This is a genomic window from Bacillus mojavensis, assembly GCF_012648005.1.
GTDB lineage: Bacteria > Bacillota > Bacilli > Bacillales > Bacillaceae > Bacillus > Bacillus mojavensis.
On the sequence record NZ_CP051464.1, the window covers coordinates 3594574 to 3611525 of the forward strand.

A 16952-nucleotide genomic window follows, 5' to 3' on the forward strand; every position below is an offset into this window, starting at 1 on the left:
AAACCTATCAAAATAAATAGGGAAGCTGCTGTGAATAATTAAGGTAATCTAAAAAGAAGTTTCCGACAGTCGTTCCGATTGCAATGGTCAGCAAAATCATCAGGAGTCTTGCCTGCACGACTTTGCCTTTTCTGATTAACGGATCAATATTGACGGCTTGCAGCGCCCACCAAGTAACCGCGATAAAAATCAAGTGAACGATAATGCCAATTGCAGCCTGCTGTCCCAATACGCTCATCTATCCGCACTCCTTTCATCCATTCTCCGCTTTATACCCTTTCTTATTATATAAGAAGAAGAGATAAAGATGATACATTTTATACAGAACGGAATATTCATCCAAAACTAGGGCTAATCTCCGCTTAAACAGCGGCTCTTTTGCATGGTATACTTTTTTGGAAAGGAGCTGGCAATTATGAATCATTCTTTTTTTCAGCCTGAAAAGCAATATGGTGAGGACTTGCCTGTATTTGAGCAGGAATGGGAAGCAATTGCATTCTATTATGATTATAGACAGTCACAGATTGAAGAACTGAATGAATTGTGTCAGTTTTATAACATTTCTCTCACCCATACGAGAGAAAGCCTAGAAGAGCTTGAAAATCTTTATTTTCAAAGTATACAAGAGCTTTTGCTTGCTGATTGGAATCTTCCTATCGAAGAATTCGAGAAGATGATCAGTGTTTATCTTATAGATTGTGTGATTGCCCACCACGAAGATGCTGAATGGATCGTAAAGCCTTATCCGTATACAGACGGGGCTTATACAATGGGCTTTAGAAGAAACCGTAAATCATGGCATACCGTGAATTGCTGTGACCGGTTATACTTGCGTCAAAAAGAGAGTCAGCCGCTGCTGTCACTGTTTGATTCTCTTGTGCAGTCATAAAAAAAAATCCTTCTCATGAAGAGAAGGATTTTTTTTATTTCCCTGCTACATCCAATCTGTTCAAAGCCCGCTGTAATGCAAGCTCAGCCCGACGAATGTCAGTATCATCTGATTGAGAATTCAAACGCTCCTGCGCCCGCTGACGTGCAGCTTCAGCGCGCTCTTTATCGATGCCTTCCGCTGTCTCAGCAGTTTGGGCAAGGATGGTCACCTGATCAGGACGGACTTCTATAAATCCGCCGCTGACGGCAACCAATTCAGTCTGTCCGTCTTTTTTCAGACGAACAGCACCAATTTTAAGAGGAGCCACGGTTGGAATATGACCTGGCAAAATACCGAGATCGCCGCTTTCGGCTCTCACACTCACCATTTCGATATTCGCATCGTATACTGGGCCGTCGGGAGTAACGATATTGACTTGAACGGTCTTCATGCTTTTACCCTCCTAGGACCAGTTTAAACTTCTACACCCATTTCTTTTGCTTTCTCAATAACTTCTTCGATACGGCCTACAAGACGGAACGCATCTTCAGGAAGATGGTCGTATTTGCCGGCTAAGATTTCTTTGAAACCTTGAACCGTTTCTTTTACAGGCACGTAAGAACCTTTTTGGCCAGTGAACTGTTCAGCCACGTGGAAGTTTTGAGAAAGGAAGAACTGAATGCGGCGTGCGCGTTGAACGATAAGTTTATCTTCGTCACTCAATTCATCCATACCGAGAATCGCAATGATATCCTGAAGCTCTTTGTAACGCTGAAGCGTTGATTGAACTTCACGGGCAACCGCATAATGCTCTTCTCCGACAATTTCTGGAGCAAGGGCGCGTGATGTAGAAGCCAACGGATCAACCGCAGGGTAGATACCCATTTCAGTTAACTTACGCTCAAGGTTTGTTGTCGCATCCAAGTGAGCGAACGTCGTTGCCGGCGCCGGGTCAGTGTAGTCATCGGCAGGCACGTAGATCGCCTGAATAGATGTAACGGACCCAACGTTTGTAGACGTGATACGCTCTTGAAGCTGACCCATTTCAGTTGCAAGCGTCGGCTGATAACCAACCGCAGAAGGCATACGGCCGAGAAGGGCAGAAACCTCTGAACCCGCTTGTGTGAAACGGAAGATGTTATCGATGAAGAACAGTACGTCCTGTCCTTGCTCATCACGGAAATGCTCAGCCATTGTAAGACCTGTCAGTGCAACACGCATACGTGCGCCCGGCGGCTCGTTCATTTGTCCGAATACCATGGCTGTTTTGTTGATTACGCCTGAATCGCTCATCTCGTAGAAAAGGTCGTTCCCTTCACGAGTACGCTCTCCTACGCCGGCGAATACAGAGATACCGCCGTGCTCTTGCGCGATGTTGTTGATCAATTCCTGGATTAATACGGTTTTACCTACACCGGCACCGCCGAACAATCCGATCTTACCGCCCTTGATGTATGGAGCAAGCAAGTCAACAACTTTAATTCCTGTTTCAAGGATTTCAACTTCTGTTGAAAGCTGATCAAATGAAGGAGCCTGTCTGTGAATCGGATCCTTCTTCGCATCCGCAGGAACCGGCTCATTTAAATCAATATTTTCTCCGAGTACGTTAAATACACGGCCGAGTGTCACATTACCAACCGGAACTGAAATCGGCGCTCCCGTATCGACAGCTTCCATTCCGCGCTGCACACCATCCGTAGATGCCATTGCGATTGTACGGACTGTGTCATCGCCTAAATGAAGAGCGACCTCAAGCGTCAAATCAATACCTACTTCGTTTTCACTTCCAGCCGGCTGTGAAATTTTAATCGCATTATATATTTCAGGTAAGTGACCGTCTTCAAAACGTACGTCGACAACTGGCCCTAATACCTGGCTAACGCGTCCTTTCTTCATCGCTATCCCTCCTGACAAAATCTTTCTATTCTAAAGCGGCTGCTCCGCCGACAATTTCCGTAATTTCTTGTGTAATCGCTGCTTGGCGAGCGCGGTTGTAAGAAAGCGAAAGTGAATCGATAAGATCCTTCGCATTGTCTGTCGCGTTTTTCATCGCCGTCATTCTCGCAGCATGTTCACTTGCTTTACTGTCAAGAAGCGCACCGAAGATTAAGCTTTCTGCGTATTGAGGAAGCAAAACCTCCAGAACCTCCTCTTCAGATGGTTCAAATTCATAAGAAGCCGTTCTTTCTCCGCCGCCGCCCAAATCAGATAGCGGCAGAAGTTTTTTCTCCGTCACTTCTTGAGAAATGGCGCTGACATAATGGTTATATACAAGGTGCAATTCATCAAATGCACCGTCTATAAACATTTGAATCGTTTGACGGGCAAGGTCCTTAATTTCTGAAAACGACACTTCGTCTCCAAGTCCTGTTAGCTCGGAAATGATCGGAATATCGCGTTTTTTAAAGAAATCACGGCCCACTCGTCCGATAACGATCACTGCATACTCATCCTTAGACTGATGACGTTCTTGAATGGCCTGATAAGCACTTCGTAAAACCGAACTGTTAAAAGCGCCAGCAAGACCGCGGTCAGATGTAATGACGAGGTATGCCGTCTTTTTCACTTCTCTGCTGAGAAGCATCGGATGTTTCGCGCTGCCGGATACTTTTCCGACATTTGATACAACCTCTTGGATCTTATCCATATATGGCACAAATGATTTTGCGTTGTTTTCAGCACGATTCAGCTTAGCTGCAGATACCATCTGCATGGCTTTTGTAATCTGGCTCGTTTTTTTCGTTGACGTGATCCTTGACTTAATATCGCGTAATGAGGCCAAAGATTTCACCACCTTTTCTCTTCATTTGCGTAAAAAGAGAGAAAAAGAGAACCTTTTTCTCTCATCAGCATTCGAGTTAGTTGCTTGGTGCAAATGTGCGTTTGAAGCCTTCGATTGCAGCTGCGAAGTCTTCATCAGCAGGAAGGTTCCCTGTTTTTGCAATTCCGTCAAGCAGTTCTTTATGGTTTTGGTCAAGGTACATGTAGTACTCTTCTTCAAAACGTCTGATGTCCGCTACAGGAATATCATCAAGATATCCTTTTGTCAGCGCATAAAGAATGGCTACCTGTTTTTCAACCGGAAGCGGCTTGTTCAGATCCTGCTTCAGCACTTCAACTGTACGCGCACCGCGGTTCAGTTTCGCCTGAGTCGCTTGGTCGAGGTCAGATCCGAATTGAGCGAATGCTTCCAGCTCACGGTATGATGCAAGATCAAGACGCAATGTTCCTGATACTTTTTTCATCGCTTTGATTTGCGCGGAACCGCCGACACGTGATACAGACAATCCAGCGTTGATCGCTGGGCGTACGCCTGAGAAGAACAAATCAGATTGCAGGAAGATCTGTCCGTCAGTGATGGAAATAACGTTTGTCGGGATATACGCTGAGATATCTCCGGCTTGAGTTTCTACGAACGGCAGAGCTGTAATTGATCCTGCGCCTTTCGCGTCGCTAAGCTTTGCTGCACGCTCAAGCAGACGGGAATGAAGATAGAATACATCCCCCGGGAACGCTTCACGGCCTGGCGGACGGCGAAGAAGCAAGGACAGCTCACGGTAAGCAGCCGCTTGTTTAGAAAGATCATCGTATACAACAAGAACGTGCTTGCCATTGTACATAAATTCTTCTGCCATTGTAACCCCTGCATACGGAGCAAGGTACAGAAGCGGTGCCGGCTGTGACGCAGACGCCGTTACGACAATTGTATAATCAAGCGCGCCGTGCTTACGCAATGTTTCAACTACGCCGCGGACTGTAGATTCTTTTTGACCGATCGCTACATAAACGCAGATCATGTCTTGGCCTTTTTGGTTTAAGATCGAATCGATCGCAACAGATGTTTTACCTGTTTGACGGTCACCGATGATCAGCTCACGCTGGCCGCGGCCGATTGGAATCAGTGCATCAATTGCTTTAATACCAGTTTGAAGCGGTTCATGAACGGATTTACGGTCCATAACACCAGGTGCCTGGCTTTCGATCGGACGTGTTTTGCTTGTGAGGATCGGGCCAAGACCGTCTACCGGCTGACCTAACGGGTTCACAATACGGCCGATTAACTCTTCACCGACAGGAACCTCCATGATGCGGCCTGTTCTTTTTACTTCGTCCCCTTCACGGATCTCTGTGTAAGGTCCTAAGATAACGATACCTACGTTTGATTCTTCAAGGTTTTGAGCCATACCCAAAACGCCGTTTGAAAATTCAACAAGTTCACCGGCCATACAGTTGTCAAGACCGTGTACACGAGCAATACCGTCACCGACTTGGATGACTGTACCTACGTCATGAACTTCAATTTCAGATTGATAATTTTGTATTTGCTGTTTTATCAGCGTGCTAATCTCTTCAGCTTTGATGCTCACTTAGGTTTCACCCCTTCTATCGATTTTCCCCGGCAAGTTGACGTTCAATGCGATGAAGCTTTCCGCTTACGCTGCCGTCAAAAATCCGGTTTCCAATGCGGACTTTAATGCCGCCTATTAAATCCGTCTGCACTTCATTTCTGATTCTCAGTGAAGCGACTCCGGCTTTTTTTGCAAACACTTGTGATAATGAAGAAATTTCCGCATCCGTCAGTGGTTTAACTGAATATACAATTGCGTCTTCTGTTTGACGGGCCTCATTTGCGAGTTTCACAAACTCATCTGTGAGATCAGGCACAATTGTTGCCCGATGACGGTCAATCAAAAGAAAAATCGTATGGAGCACGGACTGTGATAAAGATCCAAAAGCATTTTGGATGAGCTCTTTTTTCTTTGTGCCCGGCACCTTCGGATGGTTTAACACATCATTTAGCGCTTTTTCATTTTGAAATACTTCTTTTACAACTTTTAGCTCTTCTTCTACCTGATTGAGCTGAGAGGACTCATTGGCAATATCGAAAAGAGCTGATGCATATCGTTTAGAGACAGCTGATCCACTCATCGGCTTTCTCCTACCTCTTTAAGATAGTCCTGGATCAATTTCTCTTGAGCTTGTTCATCCAGTTCTTTTTCGATTACTTTCGACGCAATCATGACAGAAAGAGACGCTACTTGCTCACGGAGAGCAGAAACCGCCTGTTCTTTTTCCTTCACGATTTCAGTTCTGGCTGCTTCTTTCAGACGTTCAGATTCTGCACGCGCAGCCTGAATAATCTCTTCTTTTTGGTTCTCTCCCAGTTTCTTCGCATTTTCGATAAGCGTTTGGGATTCCTGTCTTGCTTCTTTTAACAGAGCGCGCTGCTCATCAATCAGCTGCTGCGCTTCTTTATTTTTTTCTTCAGCAGACGTAATTTCTCCAGCGATATGATCTTCACGCTGTTTCATTATGTTTAATAGCGGCCCTAAAGCGTATTTCTTCAGAAGCGCTAATAAAATTAACATAGCTAACAGTTGGAACAGGATATCTCCGCCGTTAAACGACAGTCCTAGTTCAAGTGGTAATTGAGACATCTACTACGGCAACTCCCTTCTGCAGGTTTTTCTTTGCTGATCCAGCAGCCGCACTTGTCTCTTTTCAGCCGGCAAGGCGGGATGCTTATCAGACATAAAGCAATGGCGAAGGTTCTCTTGGAATGATCTTCGCCATTTTTAGTTCATATAAGGCTTTTATGCTTAGCCAAAGAACGCTAAGAATGCGATAACGACAGCGATAATAGGAAGGGCCTCAACTAATGCGATACCCATGAACATAAGAGTTCTAAGTTCTTTACCTGCCTCCGGCTGACGGGCAATCCCCTCTACCGTACGTGAAACAATCAAACCGTTACCAATACCTGCACCAAGTGCGCCTAAACCAATTGCAATCGCAGCTGCTATTAAATTCATGAAAAAGTTCCTCCTTTAAAATGTTATCCGTTTGGATATAATGTTTTAATGATCATTACTGATTTTATGAGACATGTACACCATCGTCAGCATCGTAAAGATAAACGCCTGGATGGCACCTATAAATAAACTGAATGCCTGCCATGCCAGCATCGGCAGAATGGCGCCGATTGTACCGACAAGTCCGAGAACCACGCTTTGCGAATAGAAGCTTGTCGCTAATCCCGCAAGCAGGCCGAGAAGAATCTCACCGGCGAAGATGTTACCATAAAGCCGCAAACCGAGAGTCAGCGTATTTGCAAACTCTTCTATGATTTTCATCGGGAGCATGAACGGAACAGGTCTCAAATACTCCTTGGAATATTCCTTGAGCCCTTTCATCTTTACACCATAATAATGGGTTAAAGCGACAACCATTACGGCAAGCGTTAATGTAATGGCAGGATCGGCTGTCGGAGATTTCCACCAGAGCTCATGTCCGATTGTGACAGAGAACGGCAGCCCCAGCATATTCGACACAAATATGTACATCAGCAATGTGACACCAAGTGCCAAGAAGTTAGCCCCTGTTTTCAAATCCATTGTACTGCCGATAATATTGCGGACAAAATCAACAATCCATTCCATAAAGTTCTGGGCTTTTCCCGGACGGATCGAAAGCGTTCTTGTGGTAAGGATGGCAATCAATAACACGATCACACTCGCCACAGTAATCATCAGAATGTTTGTCAGATTAAAAGTAAGACCTAGTAATTCAATAGTTCTGTATTCATGATTCAAAGGGTTTTCACCTCTCTTCCATTGATGAACGTTTAAGCTGGATAAAGGAATCTATCATAATGACAGGATAAATTGTCATTAATCCAATAACTGTGCTTGCCATATGAAAATGCTCGGGATATTTATAGGCAACAGCCGCAGCAAGTATCGCATTGCACCACCGCGCTGCGCTCCCAAGGGATCGTATGGACTTGCCTTTCGCAACGGCCCTGTCAAAAGCATTCATTCTTCTGACGAGCAGTAAAAAATTAAACAAACTGAAAACAGTTCCCAGAATAAGGCCTAAAAAAACGGTTTTATACGCTGTTAAACCATAACCCAGTACATACGCTGCTAAAATGAACAATAGATATTTTCGTTGTCTGCTAAATTGTAGCTTGGGATCGTCCATCAACTATCTGTCTCCTGATGAAAAAATAATGTATTTCTTGGATACGGCAAAATCAGCGGTTAACCCTAGTAGAAGACCTTTTTTGTCCGGCAAAACGGGCCTGTTCGAAAAAATCATTCATCCGCAAGCCTTGCAGGGATGCTGTTTCATTCGCTTGAATAAATCCTCATAAAACGGGTTTTCTGGGAGGATTTACATTGGGGATGAGGACTATAATGAAAGCTATGAAAACCTTCTCATAATACCCTCGTTTAGCATACAATAGCCCCTAACATGTGTCAATCTGTTTAAAGTTAAAAAACTTTTTATACTGTAAGCCTCCACAGAATGTTCACATTTTCACCTATAATTGTATAGAGATTCACCGAATAGCAAAAAACTGGATAATAAAAAAAGAAAACCCGTTGGCGGGTTTTCTTTTTTATTTTGTTCCGAACATACGGTCTCCTGCATCTCCGAGACCCGGAACAATATAACCTTTTTCATTTAATTTTTCATCAAGCGCCGCTATGTAAATATCCACGTCAGAATGATGCTTCTGCAATTCTTCCACACCTTCAGGCGCAGCTACGAGACACATGAAACGGATGTTTTTCGCACCGCGTTTTTTGAGGCTGTTAATCGCTTCAACTGCGGAACCGCCTGTAGCCAGCATCGGGTCAACCACGATGAATTCACGCTCTTCCACATCAGAAGGAAGCTTCACATAGTATTCCACGGGTTTTAAGGTTTCAGGATCACGGTACAGACCGACATGTCCCACTTTTGCCGCAGGGATCAGTTTTAAGATGCCTTCAACCATTCCTAAACCTGCTCTGAGAATAGGAACTACCCCCAGTTTTTTCCCTGAGATGACTTTCGATTTTGCAGCCTGAACCGGTGTGTTGATATCCACTTCCTCTAGAGGGAGATCACGGGTAATTTCAAACGCCATAAGCGTGGCGACTTCGTCTACAAGCTCTCTAAAATCCTTCGTGCCTGTCTCTACATTCCGAATATATGTCAGCTTATGCTGAATTAAAGGATGATCAAATACATAAACCTTTCCCATACTGTGTTTCAGCTCCTTTTTTATTGTCCCATCGACAATTTCACACTTCTATTGATTCTACAAAAAAAGACATTGAGTTTCAAGAACATCGTCAAAAAACCCGCCGGGCATAAGCCCGAGCGGGTTTTTCAATCTTAGTAATCTAATTCTTTATATAGAGGGAACTTGCCAGTCAGAGCAGCTACGCGCTGTCTTGCTTCTTCAAGTTTTCCTTCATCTTCGTGGTTTTTCAATGCAAGCGCAATGATGGCACCGACTTCATCCACTGCCTCTCCGTCAAAACCGCGGCTTGTCACAGCAGCTGTTCCGAGACGGATACCGCTTGTTACGAACGGTTTTTCAGGATCGTATGGAATCGCGTTTTTGTTTGATGTAATCCCGATTTCATCAAGCACATGCTCTGCAACCTTACCTGTCAGTCCGAGAGAACGAAGATCAACCAGGATGAGGTGGTTGTCAGTTCCGCCTGAAACGAGCTGAATGCCCTCTTTTGTTAATGATTCTGCAAGACGCTTCGCATTTGAAATCACGTTTTGTGCGTACGTTTTGAAATCATCACGCAATACTTCGCCGAATGAAACAGCTTTTGCGGCAATTACATGCATCAGCGGGCCGCCTTGAATGCCAGGGAAGATGGACTTATCAATTTTCTTTCCGAACTCTTCACGGCAAAGGATCATACCGCCGCGAGGTCCGCGAAGTGTTTTATGTGTCGTTGTTGTAACGAAATCAGCGTAAGGAACCGGGTTTGGATGGAGGCCTGCCGCAACAAGTCCTGCGATATGCGCCATATCCACCATAAAGTAAGCGCCGACTTCATCAGCAATTTCACGGAATTTCTTAAAGTCAATTGTACGAGGATACGCACTTGCTCCTGCCACAATTAGCTTAGGCTTGTGAGCGAGGGCTTTTTCACGCACGTCATCGTAATCAATATGTTGAGTTTCTTTATCTACGCCGTACTCAACAAAGTTATATTGAACACCGCTGAAGTTAACTGGACTTCCGTGTGTTAAATGACCGCCGTGGGAGAGGTTCATCCCAAGTACAGTATCGCCTTGTTCCAAAATCGTGAAATAGACAGCCATGTTTGCTTGTGCGCCTGAATGAGGCTGAACGTTTACATGCTCCGCTCCAAAGATTTCCTTCGCGCGGTCACGAGCGATATCTTCAACGACATCGACGTGCTCACATCCGCCATAATAGCGTTTGCCAGGATATCCTTCAGCGTATTTGTTTGTTAAAACAGAACCTTGTGCTTCCATAACCGCTTCACTTACAAAGTTTTCAGAAGCAATCAATTCGATTTTCGTCTGTTGGCGTTCACGCTCATTTTTAATGGCGTTAAAAACCTGTTCGTCTTGCGCAGGTAAATGTTTCATCAGCGAGATCCTCTCCTATCCGTATCCTGTTCTTTGTTTTTACCACCACTATTGTACATGGTTTTTTAGGCCCATGTAAAAGATTATTTTCAAAAAAACAAAAATTTTATTGGCAAAAACGAATATTTATTACTTAAATTTAATTTAAAGTTCGGAATTTATTTTAGCCGCACAAATGAAAGAAAAGACTGGCCCATGCAGTCCTTTCTCATTCACACTCATAAACTGCCCGCATTCCGCCGATCAGCTTTGGCCGCGTGCGCGCCAATGTCACATGGGCTGCACCGAGACTGTTCTGAGAAATGCGTACAGGAACAGCTACCGGCTTTAAGTGCATGCCGATAAACGTGTCGCCTATATCTATTCCGGCATCTGCCTGAATGGTTTCTACCAGAACAGGAGACTTCATCTGCTTAAACGCGTAAGAAGCCATCGCCCCGCCGGCTTTTGGCACAGGCACTGCGGAAACGGCCGGAAGCCTAAACAGCTCGGCCGTTTCTTCCTCCACTACAAGCGCTCTGTTTAAATGCTCGCAGCATTGAAACGCCAGATGGATTCCCGTTTGTTCCTTCAGCTCTGCAAGTCCGCTGTAGATGCTTGCCGCGATGTCTGTACTGCCTGATGTGCCGATATGGCTGCCGGCCACTTCGCTTGTGCTGCACCCAAGGACAAATATCTGATTTTCTCTCAATCCCGCTTTGTCCTGAAACTCCGACAGCATCGTCTTCCATGTTTGTGTGATCTCACTCATAGAACAGCACCCCTACAGGTTTTTCTCTTCATAGTCCGAGATTTTTCCGATGCGGGTCTGATGTCTTCCGCCAGTAAATTCAGTGGTCAGCCAGATTTTCGCAATTTCCCGTGCCAAACCGGGTCCAATCACGCGTTCGCCCATCGCGAGGATATTTGTATCATTATGTTCTCTCGTCGCCTTTGCACTGAATGTATCATGTGCCAGCGCACAGCGGATGCCTTTGACTTTATTGGCGGAAATACTCATGCCAATGCCTGTCCCGCAAATTAAAATCCCTCTGTCTACTTCACCGCTTACTACTTTCTCGGCCACCGGAAAAGCGTAGTCCGGATAATCGACAGATCCGCTGCCGCAGTCACAGCCCATATCAATATACTCAATTTGCAATTCGTCCATTAGTTCTTTGATTTCGTTTCGAATATGGACGCCGCCATGATCCGATGCTATGGCTACTTTCATCAGCTTTTCCTCCCAGCGTATGTAATGCGGCCCGCCCGCTTTGTTGACCGCGCAGCCTGTCCGCTCTTTGATTCACACCATATCGATGTGCTTTTCACTATATTCTACTCCTTCACGCAGGATTTGCAAATGACCTGTTTGCAGATTCTCTGACAAGTTATTTACCGTCATTTTTCAATTGTTCTGCAAGCTGCTGAAGAAGCGCTTCAAGCTCATCTCTCGTTTCTTTATAGATCTCAATGGTGCCGCCAAACGGGTCTATAATATCGCCCCGGCTGCCTGTCACGTATTCTTTTAGCGTAAACACTTTATCACGATAACGTTCGAATTGGCTGACGATGACCTGTTTGTGCTGGTGGGTCATTGCCAGAACCAAATCTGCCGCTTCCATATGTTCTTCAGTTAATGGCGAAGAAACATGATTAAGGGCAATGCGTTTTTCAAAAAGCGCTTCGACCGCGTGAGGCGACGCTTTTCCGTTAGGTGAGGCAAATACGCCTGCCGAGCGGACGCTGACATCCAGCCCTTCCGTTTCAGCGATTGATTTAAAAAGCGCCTCAGCCATTGGACTGCGGCACGTATTTCCAGTACAGACAAAAATGATGTTCATGTCAGTCACCCCTTGTTTTTTCTATTATATATGAAGAAAAAAGAAACGGCGACATCGTTTCTTTTATTGGTATATTAAATTGGCAAAAGCAGCTTAAGGCCAAATACGATTAATATGGTTCCCCCGAGCGCTTCACTGTATGAGCCGAGCCAGGACTGCACTTGTTTTCCGATCAGCAGGCCCAGCCAAGTCAACATCATGCTGAAAAGCCCAAACAGGGTAATGGTGAGAAGCGGGTGCGAGCCGTATATTCCTAGGCTCAGACCGACGGAGAAACTATCGAGGCTGACGCCGACTGCAAATAACAATAAGCCAGGCCCAGCCGGCGACATCAAACGTTCTTCTGACTGTTTAAAAGATGCGATCACCATTTGAACACCGAGAACAAACAGCAGTGAACCCCCGATATATACTGCTACCATACCGAGGAGCCCTGACAGCATATTTCCCGCCGCCATCCCTCCGAGAGGCATGATGACGTGAAAGAGACCGATAATGAACCCAATATAGAATATCTGTTTTTTTCTGAGTTTGACCATACCCATTCCGAGGCCCACAGAAAAAGCATCCATTCCTAAAGCAAACGCCATAATGCTTAAGGTAATCAGTTCGCCTATAAACATATCCGACATCACATACATAACCCCCTTGGACACGCCCGCTTTTTTAGCCTATGCATGTCCAAAAAGGGTTAGAACTTCTGACTGTGTCAGCGAATCACTCTTCCTCCGGCTGCTTTCATCAGCCTGTTCATAATAGCAAGTCCGACGCCTGTGTCAGGAAACGATTCTGCAATAATAAAATTAACCTTTTCTTCATCAAAACTGCGCAGTGCATCATAAAGAGCTGCCGCGACTGTTTCAAGCTGATCTCTTCTGCCGCAGCTCTTAACATAGTCAGCTGAATAAAAATCTGCGTTTTCTTCTGTCGTCAGGACGCCGACCCGTTTTCCGCCCCGCTGATATTCTTGAATGAGCGTTTGAATGCGCTCAGGGCTGCCTTCAGAAATAACAAGCGGCGCTGACGGCGCGTAATGTGTATATTTCATTCCCGGAGAAATCGGCTTCTCATTTTGATCGGCAAGCCCTTTATCCACAAGAATCGGTCCGATTTCAGCTTCTATTTGTTCTTTTGTAATGCCGCCCGGACGAAGGAGCACAGGAATGTCGCCCGCACATGAAAGTACGGTTGATTCGACACCGATTCCAGTAGCTCCCCCATCCATTATTCCAGCTATGCGGCCCTCCAAGTCGTGAGCCACGTGTTCAGCCTTTGTCGGGCTTGGTTTGCCCGATAAATTAGCACTCGGCGCTGCAATCGGGAGACCCGCGGCACGGATGAGTGCCAGAGCCAGAGGATGATCAGGCATTCTGACGGCCACTGTATCCAGTCCTGCGGTTACACGGGGTGACAGCGCACCAGGTGTACAAGGTAAAATAAGTGTAAGCGCCCCTGGCCAAAAGTGCTTCATTAATATTTTCGCTTTTTCTGGCGCCGGACCGGTTAAGCCGTCAAGCTGGCTGATATCCGCAATGTGGACAATCAGGGGATTATCACTCGGCCGCCCTTTCGCTTCATATATTTTTTTGACAGCATCTGTACTTTTCGCATTTGCGCCGAGACCATATACAGTTTCTGTCGGAAAGGCGACAACCTCATTTTCCCGGAGCAAAGCGGATGCTTGTGTAATTTGTGGATCATTTGTGGATAACTCCCCAGTTACATCCACAAACCATCTTTTCGTTTTCATTTCTGACCAAACTCCTTATTCACAACAATAAAACGATCGTTTTACGCGTGTAATCCTTTTGAAAGTATAAAAGATGTCCTGTAATAAAACAAGCGTTATCCACAAATTGTGGACAACGCATATAAAGAAGTGGATAAGTTTGTGCATAAATCTCACTTATCCAGATGCTTTTTTCATTAAGACGGCCCCTTCCGCTTGCCTTGATTCACAGAAATGATCCGAGGCAAACAGCTCTTCCGGCACACTCTCCGCCCGTTCAAATCCCATCGCCCCCAGGAAATCAGCTGAAGAATGCTGATTGGCTACCAAATATACCGTTTTGATCTCATGCTTTTCACAAAGCACCTCCATGCTTTGAAAGAGCGACACAATATGACCTTGGTGAAGCTTGTCCGATATCACAAGTGAGCGAAGCAGGGCTTGATCGCAGCTGATTTTTTCGATACCTAGACAGCCGGCTATGTTCTTCTCGCTGTCCTCCAGCATCAGAAACTGCGTGAACCCTTCCCTTACGCCCTCATGATTCGTTTTGGCCTGTTTTAAAAATTCCTCAAGTATGTCTCCGTCCTTTTCCCTTGCCACCCGCAGTTGATAAAACATTCGTTCACCCCGTTTTCAGCGTTCTTTCTTCCAATCTATGAGGCAAATCTATTTTTAGACCTGGTGATTAAGAAAAAAGATCGGAAAACCATTCTACAACGAAGAATTTCACTTCTGTATCGTCTTCTTTCTCTTTCTCATCTTCTTTTTCAGCTTTTTCCGCTTTGGCTGTTAAGTCCTCAAGAGCTTTTTCCGTTTGTTTTTTTGAGGCTTCTTTATCTTCTTGTTCTTTTACGGCTTCTCCGTTTGAAAAATCAAGAAAGCAGAGCGGCGGGAATAATACACACCACCAATTCGCGCCTTCACCGTTACCAAGCGTGATCAGGATGGCTTCGTATTCTCCAGCAGGATATACCATGCTGCCGTAAAGCTTTGTCGGAAATGAGATTTTGTCAAAATCAACAGATATCGATTGGCTGGCGCCTTCTTTTTCCATGGTTTCTTTTGCAATTTCCTTGATCTCAGGCAGCTTTGAGCGGATCAAACGCCGCGCTTCTTCAATAGAAGTAATATCCTTAACCCATGTTGTGATTTCTTTATTGACGGCGTCTCTGATACGACGCTTTAATTCTTGGTCCTCGTCACGATCGCTGTTTGCCAATATTCTCAGGCGAATCGCCTCGTCCGGAATGACAACCGGCTCATTTTCAGATTGCTGTGCCGTCTCTTCTTTCGCCAACCCTACGAGTGCCCCAGATAATAAAAGAAACATATATATACAAATGATAACTGTTTTTTTCATCGGTCCCCACCGTTCCTCTCCGTGCTTTGTATCTAGCCCTATTATGGACAAGGAACGTATGGAGTAAACCTGCAGCGGCAAAAAAATCTAGCAAGCTTTGAATCTAATTTATGGTACGATAGTGTTTTAGGAGGTTTAAAATGAAATATCATTACACAGTGCTGCTGTCAGCGTTCACGATGTCAGTTCTTTATTCGATTATTTACATTCATTCCTTTATTATAGCTGCTCTCGTAACGATGGCCTTTTATTTCTTATTTCCTTACCTACTATTCGCGCTGCCGCTTCAAATCATGATGAATAAAAAGCCGAAACGGTTCAGCCCTTTGTACTTGCTGTATTATCTTGCCGCGGCGTTTATCGCCAACGCGATCATCTTTGGCGTGCTGCAGCCTTCCGGGCAATCCCTTCTTCAAAATACAGCTTTTTACATCTTCGCTGTATTAACAGCTGTTGTCTACTGGATATGGGATTCTGTTTTGCTGCAAAAAAAGGAAGCCTCTTAAGGGCTTCCTTTTTCATTAGATCAAAACGGTCAATAGATAACATAGAATAGAAGGTATGGCAGCAACAAAGAAAGCAGCTGATATTTTCAAACGGGCTGTCCGGCCTTCTTTGGTTTCTGAATGATAATTTGCCCGCTGGTCGCTTCCGCTTACAGCCAAACCCGATGTCACAATGGCAAGCCCGATCAAAACAAGAGATGCAATGCCGAAAATGAATTCATAAGAAATCGCATGCGCAAAAATCGAACCCACCATACTTTCAATGGCAATAAGTAAAATTCCTGCTGTCAGGGCCTTTTTCATCTTTTACATCCCCTTTGCTGGTGTTAAAACAGCTTGATGGTCCCGTTCTTATCTCAACTCACCAGCAAGCTGCTTATTTATTCTTATGAATTACCGCGCATATGGTTCTGTCTTTTCCGTTAATATCCTTCAGGACTTCAACTTCCGCATCCTTAAACGCATGCAGAATCAGCTCTTTTACAGCTGCGCCCTGCTTCCACCCGATTTCAAAGACGACAAGCGCGGTATTCTTCATCACCAGCGGAATGGCTTCCATAAACCGCTTATAAAATTTCAGCCCGTTTCCGCCGTCAGTGAGAGCATGCAAAGGTTCATGGAAACGGACAGTCTCAGATAAATCGGCCATTTCTTCTTCAGAAATATACGGAGGGTTTGAGACAATAATATCCGCTTTTTTTCCTGCCTTAATAAAGGGTTCAAGCAGGTCGCCTTGAAGAAAATGCACCTCCGCTCCGAGCTTTTCAGCGTTGGCTAAAGCAACGTCCAGCGCCTCTTTGGAGATATCAATCGCTGAGACAGAAAAGTTTTTGTTTTCCAGTGCAAGCGTGACGGCTATTGCGCCGCTTCCGGTGCCGACATCTACCACATCGAGCTGTTCTCCTTCAGAAAAGACACTTCTATATTTCTCAAGAAGATGGTAGACAACCTCTTCCGTTTCCGGACGCGGGATCAGCACGTCATCATTTACTATAAATTCACGGCCGTAAAAAAACTCTCTTCCGATAATGTACTGAACCGGTACGCCCTCTTTGTGCATATCGACGTGGCGTTCAAAGCGATACAGTTCATCTTCGCCAATCGGTTCCTGTAAGCTGGCGAGCAGCTTGCTTCTATCCATTCCGGTATCATAAAGCAAAAGCAGCTCAGCTGCATTTTCTTCTCTTCCCGCTTCCGTTAAATAAGAAGAAGCCCATTTCAGGGCTTCAAATATCGTCTTCAT

At 45.1% G+C, this 16952-nt stretch carries 23 protein-coding genes; 2 read left to right on the forward strand and 21 right to left on the reverse strand.

The genetic code is table 11. The annotated features are described in order from the left end of the window. Window positions 1–7 precede the first annotated feature (7 nt). Window positions 8–238 (reverse strand): DUF1146 family protein, encoded by a 231-nt coding sequence (locus HC660_RS18680; protein WP_010332226.1) that lies wholly within the window; start codon window positions 236–238, stop codon window positions 8–10. Window positions 239–415: 177 nt separating this feature from the next. Here HC660_RS18680 and HC660_RS18685 point away from each other — a divergent pair, with 177 nt between their 5' ends. Continuing rightward, complete coding sequence (locus HC660_RS18685) at window positions 416–889, forward strand: YwmA family protein (RefSeq protein WP_010332227.1); 474 nt, start codon at window positions 416–418, stop codon at window positions 887–889. 34 nt (window positions 890–923) lie between these two features. On the opposite strand, the gene HC660_RS18690 is transcribed toward HC660_RS18685, so the two are convergent. From HC660_RS18690 to spoIIR, 18 genes are all read right to left on the reverse strand, one after another. Then, window positions 924–1322, reverse strand: a complete 399-nt coding sequence (locus HC660_RS18690) for a F0F1 ATP synthase subunit epsilon (RefSeq protein WP_010332228.1) — start codon at window positions 1320–1322, stop codon at window positions 924–926. Between the two features lie 23 nt (window positions 1323–1345). Then, the gene (gene atpD, locus HC660_RS18695) at window positions 1346–2767 is read right to left on the reverse strand and encodes a F0F1 ATP synthase subunit beta (protein ID WP_010332229.1); all 1422 of its coding nucleotides are present in this window, start codon (window positions 2765–2767) and stop codon (window positions 1346–1348) included. A 25-nt stretch (window positions 2768–2792) separates the two neighbouring features. Next, window positions 2793–3653, reverse strand: a complete 861-nt coding sequence (atpG, locus tag HC660_RS18700) for an ATP synthase F1 subunit gamma (RefSeq protein ID WP_168748970.1) — start codon at window positions 3651–3653, stop codon at window positions 2793–2795. 76 nt (window positions 3654–3729) lie between these two features. Beyond that, window positions 3730–5238 (reverse strand): F0F1 ATP synthase subunit alpha, encoded by a 1509-nt coding sequence (gene atpA, locus HC660_RS18705; RefSeq protein ID WP_010332231.1) that lies wholly within the window; start codon window positions 5236–5238, stop codon window positions 3730–3732. Between the two features lie 16 nt (window positions 5239–5254). Further along, on the reverse strand, window positions 5255–5800 hold the full coding sequence (locus HC660_RS18710; protein WP_168748971.1) for a F0F1 ATP synthase subunit delta: 546 nt from the start codon (window positions 5798–5800) through the stop codon (window positions 5255–5257). Then, entirely contained in the window at window positions 5797–6309 is a 513-nt protein-coding gene (gene atpF, locus HC660_RS18715; protein WP_105990810.1) for a F0F1 ATP synthase subunit B, read from the reverse strand. Before atpF ends, HC660_RS18710 begins: the two co-directional genes overlap by 4 nt. 162 nt (window positions 6310–6471) lie before the next feature. Next, the gene (gene atpE, locus HC660_RS18720) at window positions 6472–6684 is read right to left on the reverse strand and encodes a F0F1 ATP synthase subunit C (RefSeq protein ID WP_003151167.1); all 213 of its coding nucleotides are present in this window, start codon (window positions 6682–6684) and stop codon (window positions 6472–6474) included. 45 nt (window positions 6685–6729) lie between these two features. Beyond that, window positions 6730–7464 (reverse strand): F0F1 ATP synthase subunit A, encoded by a 735-nt coding sequence (gene atpB / locus HC660_RS18725; protein ID WP_010332234.1) that lies wholly within the window; start codon window positions 7462–7464, stop codon window positions 6730–6732. A gap of 7 nt (window positions 7465–7471) precedes the next feature. Beyond that, entirely contained in the window at window positions 7472–7855 is a 384-nt protein-coding gene (gene atpI, locus HC660_RS18730; RefSeq protein WP_010332235.1) for an ATP synthase subunit I, read from the reverse strand. A 421-nt stretch (window positions 7856–8276) separates the two neighbouring features. After that, window positions 8277–8906, reverse strand: coding sequence for a uracil phosphoribosyltransferase (gene upp, locus HC660_RS18735; protein WP_010332236.1), 630 nt, complete (start codon window positions 8904–8906; stop codon window positions 8277–8279). 134 nt (window positions 8907–9040) lie between these two features. Next, on the reverse strand, window positions 9041–10288 hold the full coding sequence (gene glyA, locus HC660_RS18740) for a serine hydroxymethyltransferase (RefSeq protein WP_168748972.1): 1248 nt from the start codon (window positions 10286–10288) through the stop codon (window positions 9041–9043). A 208-nt stretch (window positions 10289–10496) separates the two neighbouring features. Continuing rightward, window positions 10497–11039 carry a TIGR01440 family protein gene (locus tag HC660_RS18745; protein ID WP_168748973.1) on the reverse strand — a complete coding sequence of 181 codons (543 nt, stop codon included), beginning with the start codon at window positions 11037–11039 and terminating at the stop codon, window positions 10497–10499. 12 nt (window positions 11040–11051) lie between these two features. Then, complete coding sequence (gene rpiB, locus HC660_RS18750; RefSeq protein ID WP_003221910.1) at window positions 11052–11501, reverse strand: ribose 5-phosphate isomerase B; 450 nt, start codon at window positions 11499–11501, stop codon at window positions 11052–11054. Window positions 11502–11658: 157 nt separating this feature from the next. Further along, window positions 11659–12111 (reverse strand): low molecular weight protein arginine phosphatase, encoded by a 453-nt coding sequence (locus HC660_RS18755; RefSeq protein WP_168748974.1) that lies wholly within the window; start codon window positions 12109–12111, stop codon window positions 11659–11661. A gap of 74 nt (window positions 12112–12185) precedes the next feature. Then, window positions 12186–12743 (reverse strand): manganese efflux pump MntP, encoded by a 558-nt coding sequence (locus tag HC660_RS18760; protein WP_168748975.1) that lies wholly within the window; start codon window positions 12741–12743, stop codon window positions 12186–12188. 77 nt (window positions 12744–12820) lie between these two features. Further along, the gene (locus HC660_RS18765) at window positions 12821–13861 is read right to left on the reverse strand and encodes an L-threonylcarbamoyladenylate synthase (protein WP_168748976.1); all 1041 of its coding nucleotides are present in this window, start codon (window positions 13859–13861) and stop codon (window positions 12821–12823) included. Window positions 13862–14017: 156 nt separating this feature from the next. Beyond that, window positions 14018–14461, reverse strand: coding sequence for a GNAT family N-acetyltransferase (locus HC660_RS18770; RefSeq protein ID WP_010332242.1), 444 nt, complete (start codon window positions 14459–14461; stop codon window positions 14018–14020). Window positions 14462–14528: 67 nt separating this feature from the next. Next, window positions 14529–15203: a stage II sporulation protein R gene (gene spoIIR, locus HC660_RS18775; RefSeq protein ID WP_010332243.1), complete on the reverse strand. Its 675-nt coding sequence runs from the start codon at window positions 15201–15203 to the stop codon at window positions 14529–14531. 140 nt (window positions 15204–15343) lie between these two features. On the opposite strand from spoIIR, the gene HC660_RS18780 reads away from it, so the two are divergent. Then, entirely contained in the window at window positions 15344–15709 is a 366-nt protein-coding gene (locus HC660_RS18780; protein WP_010332244.1) for a UPF0715 family protein, read from the forward strand. Between the two features lie 15 nt (window positions 15710–15724). Here HC660_RS18780 and HC660_RS18785 read toward each other — a convergent pair whose 3' ends face one another. Next, window positions 15725–16012, reverse strand: a complete 288-nt coding sequence (locus tag HC660_RS18785; protein ID WP_010332245.1) for a DUF5316 family protein — start codon at window positions 16010–16012, stop codon at window positions 15725–15727. A gap of 73 nt (window positions 16013–16085) precedes the next feature. Then, window positions 16086–16952, reverse strand: coding sequence for a peptide chain release factor N(5)-glutamine methyltransferase (prmC, locus tag HC660_RS18790; protein ID WP_168748977.1), 867 nt, complete (start codon window positions 16950–16952; stop codon window positions 16086–16088).

Excerpts from the sequence above, each read along its gene's own strand:
- HC660_RS18680 (WP_010332226.1), bottom strand. The coding sequence starts at position 238 with ATGAGCGTATTGGGACAGCAGGCTGCAATTGGCATTATCGTTCACTTG.
- HC660_RS18685 (WP_010332227.1), top strand. The coding sequence starts at position 416 with ATGAATCATTCTTTTTTTCAGCCTGAAAAGCAATATGGTGAGGACTTG.
- HC660_RS18690 (WP_010332228.1), bottom strand. The coding sequence starts at position 1,322 with ATGAAGACCGTTCAAGTCAATATCGTTACTCCCGACGGCCCAGTATAC.
- atpD (WP_010332229.1), bottom strand. The coding sequence starts at position 2,767 with ATGAAGAAAGGACGCGTTAGCCAGGTATTAGGGCCAGTTGTCGACGTA.
- HC660_RS18710 (WP_168748971.1), bottom strand. The coding sequence starts at position 5,800 with ATGAGTGGATCAGCTGTCTCTAAACGATATGCATCAGCTCTTTTCGAT.
- atpF (WP_105990810.1), bottom strand. The coding sequence starts at position 6,309 with ATGTCTCAATTACCACTTGAACTAGGACTGTCGTTTAACGGCGGAGAT.
- atpE (WP_003151167.1), bottom strand. The coding sequence starts at position 6,684 with ATGAATTTAATAGCAGCTGCGATTGCAATTGGTTTAGGCGCACTTGGT.
- atpI (WP_010332235.1), bottom strand. The coding sequence starts at position 7,855 with ATGGACGATCCCAAGCTACAATTTAGCAGACAACGAAAATATCTATTG.
- upp (WP_010332236.1), bottom strand. The coding sequence starts at position 8,906 with ATGGGAAAGGTTTATGTATTTGATCATCCTTTAATTCAGCATAAGCTG.
- glyA (WP_168748972.1), bottom strand. The coding sequence starts at position 10,288 with ATGAAACATTTACCTGCGCAAGACGAACAGGTTTTTAACGCCATTAAA.
- HC660_RS18745 (WP_168748973.1), bottom strand. The coding sequence starts at position 11,039 with ATGAGTGAGATCACACAAACATGGAAGACGATGCTGTCGGAGTTTCAG.
- rpiB (WP_003221910.1), bottom strand. The coding sequence starts at position 11,501 with ATGAAAGTAGCCATAGCATCGGATCATGGCGGCGTCCATATTCGAAAC.
- HC660_RS18755 (WP_168748974.1), bottom strand. The coding sequence starts at position 12,111 with ATGAACATCATTTTTGTCTGTACTGGAAATACGTGCCGCAGTCCAATG.
- HC660_RS18760 (WP_168748975.1), bottom strand. The coding sequence starts at position 12,743 with ATGTCGGATATGTTTATAGGCGAACTGATTACCTTAAGCATTATGGCG.
- HC660_RS18765 (WP_168748976.1), bottom strand. The coding sequence starts at position 13,861 with ATGAAAACGAAAAGATGGTTTGTGGATGTAACTGGGGAGTTATCCACA.
- HC660_RS18770 (WP_010332242.1), bottom strand. The coding sequence starts at position 14,461 with ATGTTTTATCAACTGCGGGTGGCAAGGGAAAAGGACGGAGACATACTT.
- spoIIR (WP_010332243.1), bottom strand. The coding sequence starts at position 15,203 with ATGAAAAAAACAGTTATCATTTGTATATATATGTTTCTTTTATTATCT.
- HC660_RS18780 (WP_010332244.1), top strand. The coding sequence starts at position 15,344 with ATGAAATATCATTACACAGTGCTGCTGTCAGCGTTCACGATGTCAGTT.
- HC660_RS18785 (WP_010332245.1), bottom strand. The coding sequence starts at position 16,012 with ATGAAAAAGGCCCTGACAGCAGGAATTTTACTTATTGCCATTGAAAGT.
- prmC (WP_168748977.1), bottom strand. The coding sequence starts at position 16,952 with ATGAAGACGATATTTGAAGCCCTGAAATGGGCTTCTTCTTATTTAACG.